The following is a 15,793-nucleotide window of genomic DNA, read 5'->3' as shown; positions in this document are numbered from 1 at the left end:
CGACTGAAGGATTGGCGTCGCGTTGCCACCCGCTACGACAGATCCCCGACGGTATTCCTCTCGGCAATCGCGCTCGCGGCTACTGTCTTGTTCTGGCTGTAAATCAATGAGTCTGGAGCCTAGGAGGGGCTAGAGCGTTCTCTCCGGGCCGGTATTCTCTACACCTACTGACTGCGCTGATTTGGAGAAGTTCTGCAAGTGTATGATACTTAGCACATTTTTGTTTAATGCGGGCCAGATGTTTTCATTTGGTTCAACGGTGACTAGCGTCGGAATTTCTCAGGCCAAGATCCTCTTTAGGCGTTGCTTCCAGCGCTCTCGATCCGGCATCACTCGGTCAAGCAGATCAAAGAAAGCGGTGCAGTGGTGTGGCACAGCGATGTGGCAAAGCTCGTATTCCACCGCCTCAATGGCCGACTTTTTCACCAAGGCCAACAGTCTCACAGAATTCGCGCGCTCAAGGCGTTGAAATCCCGGATCATCACTGCGCGGTACTCAAGAGAGATTTCGCCGCTGGTTTCCAGCTTTCTCAGAATGCGCCCTGCCGACGCCCGGGACAGGTTTGCTGCAATGGCCAATTCCTGTTGCGTGACCGGGATAACCGCAATCGAAGGAGAGCGTGGATGCCCAAGCCGGTTTCCCGAAAGGCGCAGCAACACGGCGGCCAGGCGTTTTTCCGAGGACGGCAGCATCAGATCATCAGCCGCCCCGATGGCGGTAATCAGGTGCTGTCCGGCCAGCAGGGCTATCCATCTCCAGGCGTCAGGGACATCACGTGCAAGGTTCTGAAAATCGGTTCGGGTGATTTGCAGAAGCGACATGCCGGTTGCGGCCGCAAACTCCAGCATGCGAGCCTCGCCGGACACCAGTTCGTTTTCTCCAAACCAGAACCCGGGGCCAATGACATGCGACAGTCTTTGCTCGTGCTCGTTTAACGCCATTTGCATCCGCGCCGTACCCGAGGCGATACCGTACAGGTTTGTATCATCTGAGCCGATCCCGTAGATGATCTGGCCCTGATCCTTCCGGACCCACCTGCCGATCGCCACCAGGCGTTCAACAAACGCCTGTGGAAGGTCGCCAAGCCAACCGGCGCTCAGTTTTCCAACATTTTTCATTGCACCGCAAAAACTCCAAGGATTGTCCAAAACTATACAATGCTGGAACTGGAACAATGCTATTTTGAATCTGCCCTGAAGGTTTCAGCCGGGTTGAATATCGAATGACTCAAAACCGATGACACTGGCCCTCCCCCTGCGGTTTGATCCGGTCAGAGAGCCTGTTGGCGATTTTTGGCACTGGTCCATGTGCGGAAACGACAGTTCCTGGCAGAACAACCCGCGCAGCCCGTGAAAGCGAGGGCCAAGACGTTGCCAAGCACAAGGCAAGGGTTCGACGACTGCCAGGCCCCGGGACAAAGCCAAGATTTTGGGAGATTTGAAAATCAAACGATTGAACATCACATTGTCTGTTTTGGTTCTGACTGCGATTGCCGCGACCGGTGCGACAGCACAGGATTCGATTGACATGACCGGCCTTGAGCCTGTTTTTGCCGAACGCCCATATTCGCCCTACGCCAATCGGTCCTTTCCCGAGAATGTCTATTTTGGCGATACCCATGTTCACACCGGGTTGTCCGGCGATGCCGGTGGCGGTGGCACGACCCTGATGCCCCGCGATGCCTACCGGTTCGCGCGTGGTGAACAGGTGACATCGAACACCGGCCAGCCGGTCAAGCTGCGCACCCCATTTGATTTCTTCATGATCACCGACCATTCCGACGCTATGGGGGCGATCACCGATATCCTGGCCGGTACACCCAACGTCATGGCCGATCCTGACGGCAAGATGTTCCATGAAGAATTCAACGCCGGAGGAAAACGGGCACAGGATGCTGCATTTGAACTGACCAGGCAGTTTTCGCAGGGCGAAGTATCCGAAGCTCTGAATTACCAACCCGGCAATCCAGCCTATAAGCGGGTTTGGGAAGACATCGTGGACGCCGCCGAAGAGTTCAACGACCCCGGTGTATTCACGACGTTCATTGCCTATGAATGGACTTCGCTGGAAAAGGGAAATAATCTGCACCGCAACGTGATTTTCCGTGATGGGGCCGAGCGGGCAAAGCAGATCGTGCCCTACACCACGACACCGCCCATAGGCAGCCGAGACCCGCGGAAATTGTGGGAGTGGTTGCAGAATTACGAAGATACCGTTGGCGGCGATGTCACCGCAATCCCCCATAACGGAAACCTGTCCAACGGCATGATGTTTGCCTTGCTGGATGATTTTGCCGATGGGGCCGCGTTTGATGCGAACTATGCCGAACAGCGCAACAAATGGGAGCGTCTTTACGAGGCCACCCAGATCAAGGGCGACGGCGAAGCGCACCCGTTCCTGTCACCGGATGATGAATTTGCTGATTTCGAGACCTGGGATTGGGCCAATCTGGATATGTCCCAAGCCAAGATCAAATATATGCTGGCGGGCGAATATGTCCGCTCGGGGTTGCAGCGCGGTCTGCAACTGGAAACCGAATTGGGCACGAACCCCTACAAGTTCGGCCTGGTCGGGGCCGGAGACGCACATACCGGACTGTCCACACCCGACAACGACAATTTCTTCGGCAAGTTCACCGCCTATGAGCCCAGCGAAGATCGCGCCAATCACCTGTCAAAGCGCAATGAAGATCTGGATATCGAATATCACTCCTGGCGCTATATCACTTCTGGCCTGACTGCCGTCTGGGCCACATCCAACACCCGCGGCGCGATCTTTGACGCGATGGAACGGCGCGAGGTTTATGCAACAACCAGTTCAAGGATGCGAGTGCGCCTTTTCGGCGGCTGGGATTTCACCAGCGAAGATGCCGGGCACCGTGATCTGGCGCTTGTCGGCTATACCAAGGGCGTTCCCATGGGGGCGGACATGTTGCCCGGAACCGGCGCGCCATCCTTCCTGGTCTACGCCCTACGCGACCCGATGGGCGCCAATCTGGACCGGATACAGATGGTGAAAGGTTGGATCGAAGCCGACGGAACACCGCGCGAGAAAGTCTATGATGTGGCATGGTCGGATGGTCGCGTGGCAGGCGCCGATGGCAAGCTGCCCCCGGTTGGCAACACGGTGGACCTGTCGATCCCGGCCTGGACCAACACCATCGGAGCATCCGAACTGGGGACCGTCTGGGAAGATCCGGATTTCGACCCGGCGCTGAAGGCGTTCTATTACGCCCGGGTGATCGAGATCCCGACACCGCGCTGGACAGCTTATGACGCGGTCAAATTCAACCTCGACCTTCCCGACCATATCCCGATGACCGTGCAGGAACGCGCTTATACATCGCCGATCTGGTACGCCCCCAAAGGATGACTGTCTTGAAAAACTTGCTCGCCGCGATCTGTGTTCTGGGACTGTGCGGGGCGGCAAATGCCGACCCGACCCCGGTGCGGAATGCCTATTTCGGCGAAACGCATATACACACCGCCTTGTCCCTGGACGCGTATATTGGCGGCGCGCGGCTGATGCCCTCGGATGCCATTCGTTTTGCCAAGGGACAGCCCGTGATCGTCAACGGGCGTCACAAGCAACTGGATCGCCCGCTGGATTTTGTCGCGATCAGCGACCATGTCGAATACTTGGGCGAGATGTACTCCACCATATTCCCGGACGCGCCGGGACACGGGCAGGATGACCTGGAACAGCTTCGCACCCTGGAATCCCTTGAGGACAAGCAGGCGTGGTTCTACAAATATGTCGTCTCCAACAATCGCGGCGACAATCCCAGCCATCCCCCCTTCTATCAGGGGCCTGAAACAACCAAATCCGGCTGGCAGATCGAAATCGACGCCGCAGAACAACACAATGACCCCGGCAATTTCACCGCCTTCATCGCGTTTGAATGGTCGGCGGCCCCGAATGGCGGCAACATGCACCGCAACGTGATCTTCCGCGACAGCGTGGTGCCTGACACGCCGCTGTCCAGCTACGATACCAACAAGGTCGAAGAACTGTGGGCTTGGCTACAAGGCGCCGAAAATGACGGATCAACCCCGTTGGCCATCCCGCACAATTCAAATGCCTCCAAGCTGCAGATGTTCCCCGATCTCGACAGCTTTGGAAATCCGTTGGATGCCGCCTATGCGCAGGCGCGAAACAAGTGGGAACCGTTGATCGAGATGATGCAGATCAAGGGCAACTCGGAAGTTCACGAGGCGTTCTGGCAAGCTGACGAATTTGCTGATTTCGAGATTGCCAATTCGATACAGAAGAATTCCAACCGCTATTTCCATAAACGGGACTTTGTGCGCGAAGGGTTGAAGATCGGGTTGGCCTATGAACAATCGCTGGGCACCAACCCGTTTCAGGTGGGGTTCATCGGCGGGACTGACAACCACAACGGGTTGCCGGGCGACGTGGCCGAAGACGATTTCATTGGTGGCCACGGCCCCGAGGACGGCAGCGTGGAACGCCGCCGCACCGCCGGTGTTGGTGGCTGGATCGACGGCGTGGATCTGTCGATCGGGTCGCTGTCGGGGGTCTGGGCCGAGGAAAACACTCGCGCCAGCATCTGGGACGCGATGAAGCGGCGCGAAACCTATGCGACATCCGGCCCCCGCATCAAGGTGCGTATGTTCGGCGGCGCAGATCTGGACGCGGATGTCTCCGATCCCGCGAAGATGGTCGAGTACGGCTATGCCAAAGGCGTGCCGATGGGCGGCGTTTTGGGGTCAGGTTCAACTGCCCCAACATTCACGGTCTACGCGGCCAAAGACCCGGACGGCGCAAACCTGGACCGCATCCAGATCGTCAAGGGGTGGGTCGACGCGAACGGGGACACCCACGAAAGGATCATCGACGTCGCATGGTCCGGTGACCGCACCCTCGATGCGAATGGAAAACTGCCCGCTGTTGGCAACACGGTCGATGTGACCACCGCGCTTTACACCAACGAAATCGGGGCACCGATCCTCAGTGGCAGCTGGACCGACCCGGATTTTGACCCGGCAGAAGGGGCCTTTTATTATGCCCGCGTGCTGGAAATTCCGACGCCGCGCTGGTCGACCTATGACGCGGTGCCCAACAATCTACCGCTGTTGAGCGACGTTCCTGCGACCATCCAAGAGCGCGCCTGGGGCTCGCCAATCTGGTTTTCACCGAGCTGAGCGGAAAACATCATGAAAAACACATTTCTTGCCGCCGCCGCATCGCTGGCGCTGGCGTCGCTTCCCTCCGCGTCCGGCGCGGTTGAAGGGGGTGCCGGTGCCTATTTGTTGGGATCGCGCGCCGCCTTTGCGGGCATCGTTCCGGGGCCGGGGTTTTATCTTGGGTTGGATGTTGTCACCATGGACGGGTCGGTTGAAGGGCTGACAATGGGCGGCCTTCCGATCCGGGCTGACACCAATCTTGATGTCACCTTCGCAAAGCTTAGCCTGACCAAGGTATTCGACACCCAGCTTTGGGGCGGCACTCCGGCGTTGAACCTGAATATTCCGTTTGTATTTGACGCCGGGCTTTCATTTGTCGGAGTCACACCGCCGCTGGTTGATGTCGCGATCGAAGATACCACCTCTGGAATCGGCGACATCACCCTGACCCCGCTGGTTGGCTGGCACACTGGAAACTGGCACTACAGCGCCGCATTATCGATCTACGCCCCGACCGGCAGCTATAGCACGGCTTCGATAGACGTCCCAAACCGCACGATCAACGCGCTCAACACCGGCAAGAACATCTGGTCGTTCCAACCGGTCTTTGCCGCCACCCATTTTGATCCTGCGACTGGTCTCGAGTTTTCCGGCGCAGCCAGCCTGCTGATCAGCACACGCAACAAGGCCACAGATTACCAGAACGCCCCGGCCTTGAACCTTGAGGGCACTGTGTTGCAGCACATGAAATCAGGCTTGGCCCTTGGTGTATCCGGGTATGCCTATCAGCAGATCGGTGATGACAGCGGGTCAGGAGCCGTCGCGACCCGCACCGCCCTCGGCGCCAATTCGCTGAAGGCCCGGGTCTACGGACTTGGTCCGATGGTCACCTACTCTGGGGCAACCGTATTTGGCCACGACGCGAGTTTCCAGTTGAAGTACTTCAAGGAATTCGAGTCAAAGCGACGGTTTGAAAGCGATATTCTCTGGGTGAACATGTCTTTGACGTTTTAAGGGTGCCAAATACACCACCTGTGTAAACGCCACCGTTCAAGTTGGAGGGTTGGCTGTCCCGCGACGATCGGAAGCTGAGGAAAGGGCGTTGTCAGAGGGGATCCGTTTAAGCGGGGCAGGGTGGTCTCGTACCGTTCCGCCGTGACGAAAACAGACTCGTTCAAATTTTTTCCGACCAGACGCGAGATCATACGCCTGGCGGGCATGATGCATGTTCGCTTCCCGCTCTCGCTGCGTAATGTGGAGGACCTGCCGCATGAGCATGGCATCGAGGTCTGCCACTGACCTGCTCCCCTTGGAGTCCGCGTTTATAGGTTCGCGCTGTTCAGGTTTTTTGGTCCTCTCTTGGCCGTTTATGATATTCCGGCAGGATGAGCCCGTCGAGGCTCGAGAGCGGGCGGTGATCGTTGTGGTCGGCGCGCCAAGCCGCAATCAGATGGCGGGCATGGCGCAAGGTTGGGAACCGGTGGTCGTTCAGGCACTCATCCCGCAGGCTGTCATTGAAGCTTTTTGCCAGACCGTTCTGCATCGGCTTGCCTGGTGCTGCCTGAAAGGTCGTTGGCGCGGTCGACCGGCAGGAAACCGGTCGTTGGTTGAACAATCGAGCGGAGAATTCTCACCTGCCATTCCGACTACGAGAACGGGCGATACAGCGATTCCGGGGGGTGCGAAGTCTGCAGAAATTCGTCTCCGTTCACGCCTCGGTCCAAAACCATTTCACCAGGAACGCCACCATTGCTCCCGACAGAATTTCAAGCTCAACCGCGCCGCTCTCGCCGAGTGGCGTCAGCTTGGTACGGCGTGCGGAACAGCGATTCTGCCTTTTGTACGACCAGTTCTCATCGGTCTGACACCTCCTCCAGATGGTCGGAGATTTCGGCAAACCGCCGCGCGCCTTCCGGATCGAGATCGCCGGTCACGTCCAGAACTTCTCGCAGCAGTTCCAGCATCCGGCTTCTCGTTTCAGGTTCGTCCGGCAGAAGCTCGGGGAAGGCCGCCATGGCCGCGCTTTCGTCCACGTGCAGCATCTCGAACTGCTCACGCAGTGCGGCCTTGAAGTCCTGCAGGTCGCAGTCTTTTGCCTCTGGAACCAGGCGGCGCAATCGGCGGATCATCGCAAATCCGCGCTCGTCGGCTGTGCCTGACGGTATCCGGATGTAGAGCAGTGCCCGTATCAATGCGGCAAACACGCCGCCCTGTGCCATCCGGGAACGCAGATCGGCCTCATGTGCCGCAACCAGTTCGCGGGACAGCACGCTTTTTGCCGCCTTGCGAGGGGGAGCCGTTCCATTCGGGTCGACCCCAAACGCGCTTTGAAGCGCCGGATTGCCGAACACTGTCATGAAGGTCTTCTCGCTCATCCGTTCGACAGCGACACGCCAGTTGTCGAGCGCCTGTTCGATCTGGTCCGATCCGCGTTCCTGCAGGGCCAGGAACGGGTTGTCTTTTGCGACCGGGCGCCGGTTCTGGCGCACCTGCTCGGCCAGCGGCTCGACCCACCACAGGAATGGATTCGCGGACGAGAACGCCTCGAATCCGACTCGCGAGGGATGAAGCTGCCGCATGGCCTGCGCCCAGGGGGCCGTGCTCATGGCCTGCACGAAGGGGCGCGCAAAGGTCCGGTAGAGCGCGAGGTTCACCTCGGACATCCGTGCCACGGTCTCGAAGCGTTTATCGTCTTCAATATCGTTGTGGCCCAGGGCGCGAATATCGTCGAGGTCGCGCCGCTCGCACCGCATCAGCCAATCGCCGCCGACCATGTCCGCGCCATCCATGTCCGGGGTCTTGGTGGTTAGCACCGCCTCGTAGAGTCCGGGCGGAAGGATATCGATCATGTCGATGTTGGAGGCGAACTCGGCATGCTGCTTGCGCGCGATCGATCCCGACACGAAAATCCCAAGGTGCCCGGTCTGGTCATGGATGGTGTAGACGATGGTCTGCCCGCGGGCGCGGATTTCGGCGACATCGTCATAGGCATCGAGGATCCAGTCCAGCGCCTGCTGCGGCGGGGTAATATTGTCACCCCAGGAACAGAAGATCACGATCGGTGACTTGATGTTGCGCAGATCGACCGCTTCGCCGTCCGAGGTCCGGATCATTCCCGCCGACAGCTTGTTGCCGACAAAAAGGTTGTCGGTGATCCACTGCATCTCTTCGCCGCCCAACAGGACATGCCCGCCCCACCAGCGTTCGAACCCCAGATAGCGTTCGGGCTCGGTATCGACGTTGGCATAGACGTTGTATTGCTTCTTCCAGTAGGTGTTCGCCGGGTTCTGGTTCTCGAAGTTGAAGACCAGCCAGGCGCCGTCGAAGATGCCGGCGCCCAAGTCGCTGGTCAGCGAGGTGAGCCAGGTTCCGCCCAGAAGCCCGCCGGAATAGCGCATCGGGTTTTTGCCGCGCACGCCAGCCCAGTAGGACAGCGGCGCGCCCGGCAGGATCATCGGCCCGAACAACTCGGGCCGGACCGCGGCCAGCATCGGCACCGCCCATCCCGCTTGGCAATTGCCGATGACACAGGGTTTCTCGGCCGCGTCGGGGTGGCGTTCGATCACGATCTCGATGAAGCGCGCCTCGGCGCGGGCGACATCCTCGATCGTCTGCCCCGGCACCGGTTCGGGCGTGAAGCCGATGAAATAGGTCGGGTGGCCGGCTTCCAGGGCGACGCCGATCTCGCTGTCGGCCTTGAACCCGCCAATGCCAGGCCCGTGCCCGGCGCGCGGGTCGATCACGACGAAAGGCCGTTTGGCGGGATCGATCTCGACACCTTCGGGCGGCAGGATGCGGACCAGCTTGTAGTTCACCGGCCGAGGAAAACCGGCGCCGTCGCTGATCAGTTCGAAGTCGTAGACCAGGACATGTGGCGTCTTGCTCTCGATGTGCTCGCGATACTGATCGCCGCGGTTCCGCAGCACATCCAGGAAGAGGACGCTCCGCTGCCAGGCATCGAATGCGTAATCAATTTGGGAGGTCGGAGTGAAGAACGGTTTCATGACGCACCTGCAAGACCATCGTCGATGCAAAAGCTAATAGTTGGTTTCCCGTTTGCAAGCGACGCGGGGGCGAAGACCGAAACGTGACGCATGGGAAATTGACCCTTGGCCAGATCTGCCAACGCCGCGTGGCCCCTTCGTTGATAAGCGCGGCAGACGGCGTTGAAAGCCCAGACACGACATGCGTGCACTCTCGACGGGCCAGACACGCTTTGCCCCAATTGGTTTGCATCGGTCAGGGCCGGATATGGGCGTTAGCCGTCCTTTCGAAAGTTACTTGGCGCAAGGACTTGCCTTGCCTGCGAGAATGCACAGACTCTGGCGTCGAGGCAAAGATCGGCAACGGAGACGTGGAAATGATGGCGATGTCAGAATCAGTGGCGGAAATCGAGACGAAATGAACACGGCTGACCACGTGCGCGATATGGCGTGCCACGCGTTGGAGATGCGGTTGCCCGAGGGGGTGGGTGATGCAATGGACCTCGCGTGCGCAGGGCAGGGGATGGGGCTTGAGCCGATTGAAACCAAATATCCGCTGCCGGTGCGCGCCACCCTTGTGAGCCTGCCGGGACAGATGAAAACATGAGCAATGCGAGCGAGTCACGCGATGACCGGAGCCATTTGAACCTTTGTGCCGGTCAACATGAACGCTGAGAGCCTACATTCGCTGATGGATCGTCTGATCGGTCCGTTTCGGTCCTGGGCGACAACAGTCGACAAGGAAGCTCTGCTGATCGCCGCCGTTTTCGTGGCGATTATCTTCGTTCTGCGTCGGCCCATCGCTGCGACCCTGACCACTCTGATCGGTTGGATCCTCGGTGCCTTGAAGATCGACTTCAACGATGATGTCCATCACGAAGTCAAGAAAGCCCTTCAGGTCATGGTGGTCGTTGTCGCGCTGTTGCTGGTGCACGGCGCTCTGGCCTTGCCCGAGCTCTTCGGCGGTCTCCTCCGGCGCACGCTCATCTCGGTTTTGGTCGCTGCGGTTTTCGCGATGGCGTACCGGTTGATGGAGGCGATGGTACGACTCGCCGACAGCGAGAATTCGCTTATGTCGGTGGCGGTCAACACCCGCTGGCTGGTTCGTCTGGGTCAGGTCGTGGTCGTTGTGTTGGCGGTCACCTCGATCCTCGCCGTATGGGACATCGACATCGCCAACGCGCTCACCGGCGTTGGCGTGTTCGGGGCGGGTTTGGCCATCGCTGCGCAGGATCTCGTCCGCAACCTCGTCGCTGGCATGACGAACATGAGCGAACGGCGGTTCAAGGTGGGCGACTGGATTTGCGTCGAAAACGGGGTCGAAGGCATTGTCCGCCGGATCGACGTGCGTTCGACCATGGTGCAGGGGTTCGACCGGGTGCCGCGCTTTGTTCCCAATGCCGATCTCGCCAATGCCGTGGTCATGAACAAGACGCGGATGGATCACTGGCGGATCAACTGGACCGTTCCGCTTGTTCTGGACACGACCGAGGCGCAGCTGAAATCTGTCTGCGAAACACTGCAAGACCACCTGAAAGACAGCGGCGATTTCGTGACCGATGGCAGCCTAATGTTGTTGGTGAAGCCATGCGCTCTTTCGGAAACCTCGGTGGATGTGATGATCTATGCATTCACCTTGTCCGACGGCTATGCGCAGTATCTCGAGACGTGCAGCCAACTGGTGTCTGCCATTCGTGCGGCGGTTTCCGAGGCGGGCACCAAGCTCGCCTATCCGACACAAACGATCCAGCTCCGCCAAGCCCCGGAGGAAAGCGAGGAGAACGGCTCGGAATAGTTGATGCGCGATCGCGGTTATGGCCTGAGGAAACAGTCTGACGGGACCGCGGGGTCGGATAGGAGACACACCCGGAAGTTGCGTCGATAGCAGCGGCTAGCCGGAACCGTATTCGGCTTCCGACTTCTCGCGGCGGTCTTGGGTTCCATCCGGCTCCCGCAGAACCACGGTACTTGCAGTGCGGCTTTCTGAGGCGCCACCCTTTCCGGTTGGTCGCGCCCCAGCCAGCACAAGACTGCGGACTGTTCTCTCGCATCTCTGCGCCATGCTTCATCATTGTCAGTTCCGCGGTAGATCACGTGATTTCATGAAGCTCAGTTTGATACCAAATGCTTGCGAGACTCGGACCGATTCAAAAAAACGTTGCCATCGCCGCCGAAAACAGCCTCAATCGCGGTGTGACAAGAAGCTATGATCTCGCTGATGAAAGAGGGACTTCAAATCGTCCCTGCTCACTGCAGTCGTTCGGATGTCGATTGATGGACGCCGGGAGCGTGAGACTTACCATTGGTCCAACGGTACCGGAAAGGTGATGGGAATGAACTCGTTCAAGATGGTGGTGTTGTGGAGCGGCATCCTTGCCCTGTTCGCCTTCCCGTTGACGGCGACTGCTCAGAATGCGGGAGCAGAGAACCGACCTGTCGCGCTTGTCTCGACGGTTCAAGTGCAGGAAATCCGCCCGTCCTTCGAACATCCGGCTCGCATCGACGCGATCAGTTCGCACTCGGTGCGACCTATCGTCAAAGCCCGAATCGACGCCATTCACATCACGCCGGGCGACATCGTCGAAAAAGGCGATCTGCTGGTCGAAATGGACCAGTCAGACTACCTGATCGCGTTGGCCGAGGCCGAAGCGAACCTCAAGCAAGCCCAGGCCGAGGCGTTGCAGATCGATCTGGATCTGGACCGGGCACAGAAACTGGCCCAAAGCAACACGGTCTCCCAGAGAGAAGTCGAATATGCCGAGGCCAAGTCCGAAGTCGCCCATGCCAAGGTCGCGATCGCCAAGGCGCGGATCGACCAGGCGCGCAAGGATCTGGAGGACACCAAGGTCTATGCTCCCTTCGGCGGGCGCATCTCGGCGCCAGCCTACTCGGTCGGAGATCTCTACACACCGGGGGATCCGACACGACCGGCACCGATCGCCGAGATCGTTTCGCTGGATCCGATCTATGCCGTGGGGCTGGTCGATCAGAGCAACTACTTCACCTTCCTGTCCCGTCGCCTCAAGCTCGAGGAACAGGGCGTTCCGATCCCGCCGCTGACGGTGCACATCATTCTTCCGGGCGGGGTTGAGTATCCCCTTCCGGGCACGTTCGAGAACTGGGACAACACCGCGGTGCCGGGCACCGGCACAATCGCTGCGCGCGTCTTGTTTCCCAATCCGGACGGCATCCTGCTGCCGGGCGAAAACGTGATCCTGCGCGGCCAGGTCATCGAGGCGATCGAGGCACCGCTGATCCCGCAGCGGGCGGTCAGCTTCGACCAGATCGGGCATTACGTCTGGGTCGTCCAAGAGGACGACACGGTCGCGCGCCGGGACATCGACCTCGGGATCCGCAACGGGGCAGACTGGGTAGTGCTGGACGGTCTGACCCCGGGTGACCGGGTGGTCGTGGAGGGGCTGCAGAAGATGCGACCCGGCATCAAGGTGCAGGCCGCGCCATACGAAAGCTGAACCGTCAGGGCAGGGGAAATATCGTGGGTCCATCCTTTTTCATCCGGCGGCCCAAGTTCGCCTTCGTCATCTCGATGCTCATCACCCTGTTCGGGGCGCTGTCGATGTTCGTCATGCCCATCGACCAGTATCCGGATATCTCTGCCCCCAAGGTCGTGGTGCGCGCCAACTACCCCGGCGCCGATGCCCAGACCGTGATCGACGCGGTCGCCTCGCCCATCGAGGAACAGGTCAACGGTGCCGAGGGCATGGTCTACATGTCGTCGAAATCGGCGAGCGACGGAAGCTATACGCTGACCGTCACGTTCGAGATCGGCGTCGATCCGGACCTGGCGCAAGTGGATGTGCAAAATCGCGTTGCGTTGGCAGAACCTGGCCTCCCCGAAGAGGTGCGCCAGCGCGGCGTGTCTGTACGCAAGCGAAACCCCGACATCCTGATGGTGGTCAACATCGTTTCGCCGGATGACCGGTTCGACCGGGTGTTCCTGTCCAACTACGCGTCGATCAACGTCAAGGGCGAGCTGGGCCGTCTGCCCGGTGTCGGAGAGGCCGAGATCATTGGCGCGCTCGACTACGGTCTGCGCGCCTGGTTGGATCCCGTGGCGCTGGCCAACCGCAACCTGACGGTCAACGATGTGGTCGCCGCGATCAAGGAACAGAACGTGCAGGCCGCCGTCGGCCAATTCGGCGCCGCCCCGGCGCCGGAGGACACGCAGTTCCAGTACGTGCTGACCGCCAAGGGCCGGGTCGAGAATGCCGAGGATTTCGGCAACATCGTGCTGGCCGCCGATGACGCCGGCTCGATCATCCGGCTGAGCGATGTCGCGCGCATCGAACTCGGCGCCTTCGCCTACAAGGGCTATGGCGAGTTCAACAACGGTCCCGGCGTACTGATGGCGATCTACAAGCTGGGCGAAGCCAACTCGCTCGAGGTCGCCGAGGCGGTTCGGGACAAGATGGACGAGCTCAAGGAATTCTTCCCCGAAGGCGTCGATTATGTGGTCGGCCATGACACGACACTGTTCATCGAGGCATCGCTGGAAGAGACCGTGATCACCATGTTCTTCACCATCATTCTCGTGGTGGCGGTGACCTACGTCTTCCTCGGGTCCGTGCGCGCAACGCTGATCCCGACCATTGCCGTGCCGGTGTCGATCATCGGCACACTCGGTGTGCTCTATGCGACCGGGATGACGATCAACACCGTCACCCTTTTCGCGCTGATCCTCGCCATTGCGCTGGTCGTCGACGACGCGATCATCGTGGTCGAGAACGTCGAACGCATCCTGCACGAAAGCCCCGACCTCAGCCCCGCCGAGGCCACGGGGCAAGCTATGAAGGAAGTATCGGGACCGATCGTGGCCACATCGATGGTTCTGGTCGCGGTGTTCGGTCCGACGTTGCTGCTGCCGGGGATCACCGGGCGGATGTTCGGCCAGTTCGGGGCAACGCTGACGATCGCGGTATTGATCTCGATGGTCAACGCCCTGACGCTCAGCCCTGCGCTGGCCACGGTCCTGATGAGACCCGGCATGAAGCCGAATTTCGTCGTGCGTCTGTTCAACAAGGGCTTTGACTGGATCACGCGGGTCTATGTTGCGCTGGTGGATTTCCTTGCGCGTTACCTTGTCGTCGCCCTTGCCAGCGTCGCGGGGCTGATGGCGCTGCTCTACGTTCTGTTCACGACAACGCCCACGAGCTTCATTCCGACCGAGGACAAGGGGTTTTTCATGGTCGACGTTCAGCTTCCGGGTGGTGCCTCGCTGAACCGGACCGAAGAGGTCATGGATCGGTTGACCGAGACTCTCGGCGCGGACGAGAATATCCAGAACGTGCTGTCGGTGAACGGATATTCAATCCTGAACACGGCGCTGCAATCCAATGCCGGGATGATCATCGCCAAGCTGAAACCCTGGGAAGAGCGTCCCGGGGCCGAACAGCACCAGCTTTTCCTGCAGCAGAAGTATCAGCAGATCTTCGCGCAGATGCCCGAAGCCCAGACCATCATCTTCGGGGCACCGGCGATCCCTGGCCTCGGCGCGGTCGAGGGCTTCTCCTTCGTGCTTGAAGACACGCAGGGGCGCGGGCCGCAGGAAATGTCGGCGGCGCTGCAATCCCTTCTCGCCGAAACCAACGGAACGGACGAGATCGCGCGGGCCTTCTCGACCTACAAGGCGGATTCGCCGCAGATGTTTCTGGACGTGGACCGCGAGCGGGCCAAGACGCTGGGCGTCAAGGTGTCGGACATCTTCCTGACGCTACAGACCCAGCTTGGCGCGCTTTACGTCAACGACTTCAACATGTTCGGCAAGACGTACAGGGTGATGCTGCAGGCGGACTCGGATTATCGCCAGAACGAACGGGCGCTGGACACGCTGTTCGTGCGCAATGCCTCGGGTGACCTTGTGCCTTTGTCGGCGATGGTTGAGGCGGAACCGACGATCGGGCCGGATGTGCTCTATCGCTACAACACCTACAATTCGGCCACGATCACTGGCATCCCGAACACCGCAGACGGTTTCAGCAGCGGCTCGTCCATGGACCGGATGGAGCAGGTCGCGCAGGATAACCTCGCCCCCGGCTACCGCTATGACTGGACCGACTCCAGCTTCGAAGAGCGCAAGTCGGGCAACGCCATCCCGATTGCGCTTGGCCTGTCGCTGATCTTCACCTTCCTGTTCCTCGCCGCGCTGTATGAGAGCTTCCTGACCCCTGTTGCGGTGCTGATGACCGTGCCCTTTGCCATTCTCGGGGCAATGATCGCACTTCGCATCGCCGGAGAACCGCTCAGTCTCTACGGGCAAATCGGGTTGTTGATGCTGATCGCGCTCGCGGCAAAAACGGCGATCCTGATTGTCGAATTCGGCAAGCAGCAACGTGAAAACGCCGGGTTGGCCTTGCACGAAGCGGCGATGCAGGCGGCGCGGTTGCGCTTTCGTCCGGTGATGATGACGGTGCTGGCCTTCGCCGTAGGGGTCTATCCGCTTGTCATCGCCACCGGCGCAGGGTCCGCCAGCCGAGTCTCTCTGGGCGTCGCGGTCTTCGGCGGCTCGATCGCCTCGGCCATCGCCGGCTCGATTTTCGGACCAGTGTTCTTCAAGATGTTCCAAGGACTGCGCGAACGTATCCACGGTGGCGTCACACCCGCGGTGGAGTGAACTCAAAGTGTATTTCCGTCCGACGTAGCGTG

At 59.8% G+C, this 15,793-nt stretch carries 11 protein-coding genes and 4 pseudogenes; 10 read left to right on the top strand and 5 right to left on the bottom strand.

The window, feature by feature from the left end:
• Positions 1-102 (top strand): annotated as a pseudogene (locus tag JF290_RS18235) (IS5/IS1182 family transposase); the annotation flags it as partial.
• Positions 103-279: 177 nt separating this feature from the next.
• Here the strand turns inward: JF290_RS18235 and JF290_RS19850 are convergent.
• From JF290_RS19850 to JF290_RS18220, 3 genes are all read right to left on the bottom strand, one after another.
• The gene (locus JF290_RS19850; RefSeq protein ID WP_425503970.1) at positions 280-402 is read right to left on the bottom strand and encodes a YgjP-like metallopeptidase domain-containing protein; all 123 of its coding nucleotides are present in this window, start codon (positions 400-402) and stop codon (positions 280-282) included.
• A 38-nt stretch (positions 403-440) separates the two neighbouring features.
• Positions 441-1,118, bottom strand: coding sequence for a Crp/Fnr family transcriptional regulator (locus JF290_RS18225; RefSeq protein WP_199026332.1), 678 nt, complete (start codon positions 1,116-1,118; stop codon positions 441-443).
• Positions 1,119-1,202: 84 nt separating this feature from the next.
• Positions 1,203-1,529 carry a hypothetical protein gene (locus tag JF290_RS18220; protein WP_199026331.1) on the bottom strand — a complete coding sequence of 109 codons (327 nt, stop codon included), beginning with the start codon at positions 1,527-1,529 and terminating at the stop codon, positions 1,203-1,205.
• On the opposite strand from JF290_RS18220, the gene JF290_RS18215 reads away from it, so the two are divergent.
• The 4 genes and pseudogenes from JF290_RS18215 to JF290_RS19635 all read left to right on the top strand — a co-directional run.
• Entirely contained in the window at positions 1,528-3,372 is a 1,845-nt protein-coding gene (locus tag JF290_RS18215) for a DUF3604 domain-containing protein (protein ID WP_199026330.1), read from the top strand. The genes JF290_RS18220 and JF290_RS18215 overlap by 2 nt on opposite strands.
• Positions 3,373-3,377: 5 nt before the next feature.
• Positions 3,378-5,165 (top strand): DUF3604 domain-containing protein, encoded by a 1,788-nt coding sequence (locus JF290_RS18210; RefSeq protein ID WP_199026329.1) that lies wholly within the window; start codon positions 3,378-3,380, stop codon positions 5,163-5,165.
• A gap of 12 nt (positions 5,166-5,177) precedes the next feature.
• Positions 5,178-6,161 carry a SphA family protein gene (locus JF290_RS18205; protein WP_199026328.1) on the top strand — a complete coding sequence of 328 codons (984 nt, stop codon included), beginning with the start codon at positions 5,178-5,180 and terminating at the stop codon, positions 6,159-6,161.
• A gap of 141 nt (positions 6,162-6,302) precedes the next feature.
• Positions 6,303-6,432: pseudogene (locus tag JF290_RS19635) on the top strand (IS6 family transposase); the annotation flags it as partial.
• A 37-nt stretch (positions 6,433-6,469) separates the two neighbouring features.
• On the opposite strand, the pseudogene JF290_RS18200 reads toward JF290_RS19635, so the two are convergent.
• Positions 6,470-6,705: pseudogene (locus tag JF290_RS18200) on the bottom strand (integrase core domain-containing protein); the annotation flags it as partial.
• Here JF290_RS18200 and JF290_RS19630 point away from each other — a divergent pair.
• Positions 6,701-6,963: pseudogene (locus JF290_RS19630) on the top strand (DDE-type integrase/transposase/recombinase); the annotation flags it as partial. The pseudogenes JF290_RS18200 and JF290_RS19630 sit on opposite strands and share 5 nt — an antisense overlap.
• Positions 6,964-7,000: 37 nt before the next feature.
• On the opposite strand, the gene JF290_RS18195 reads toward JF290_RS19630, so the two are convergent.
• Positions 7,001-9,151, bottom strand: a complete 2,151-nt coding sequence (locus JF290_RS18195) for a DUF3141 domain-containing protein (RefSeq protein WP_199026327.1) — start codon at positions 9,149-9,151, stop codon at positions 7,001-7,003.
• A 397-nt stretch (positions 9,152-9,548) separates the two neighbouring features.
• Between JF290_RS18195 and JF290_RS18190 the strand changes: the two genes are divergently transcribed.
• From JF290_RS18190 to JF290_RS18175, 4 genes are all read left to right on the top strand, one after another.
• On the top strand, positions 9,549-9,737 hold the full coding sequence (locus JF290_RS18190) for a hypothetical protein (RefSeq protein WP_199026326.1): 189 nt from the start codon (positions 9,549-9,551) through the stop codon (positions 9,735-9,737).
• A 57-nt stretch (positions 9,738-9,794) separates the two neighbouring features.
• Entirely contained in the window at positions 9,795-10,925 is a 1,131-nt protein-coding gene (locus JF290_RS18185) for a mechanosensitive ion channel family protein (RefSeq protein ID WP_199026325.1), read from the top strand.
• Between the two features lie 538 nt (positions 10,926-11,463).
• Positions 11,464-12,603 (top strand): efflux RND transporter periplasmic adaptor subunit, encoded by a 1,140-nt coding sequence (locus JF290_RS18180; protein WP_199026324.1) that lies wholly within the window; start codon positions 11,464-11,466, stop codon positions 12,601-12,603.
• Between the two features lie 23 nt (positions 12,604-12,626).
• Entirely contained in the window at positions 12,627-15,761 is a 3,135-nt protein-coding gene (locus JF290_RS18175) for an efflux RND transporter permease subunit (protein ID WP_199026323.1), read from the top strand.
• Positions 15,762-15,793: the final 32 nt, after the last annotated feature.

Source organism: Sedimentitalea arenosa, from assembly GCF_016428585.1.
In the GTDB taxonomy this organism is placed as follows: Bacteria; Pseudomonadota; Alphaproteobacteria; order Rhodobacterales; family Rhodobacteraceae; genus Sedimentitalea; species Sedimentitalea arenosa.
The sequence above is the reverse complement of the archived record's forward strand: the minus strand, read 5'-3'. Positions and strand labels throughout refer to the sequence as shown.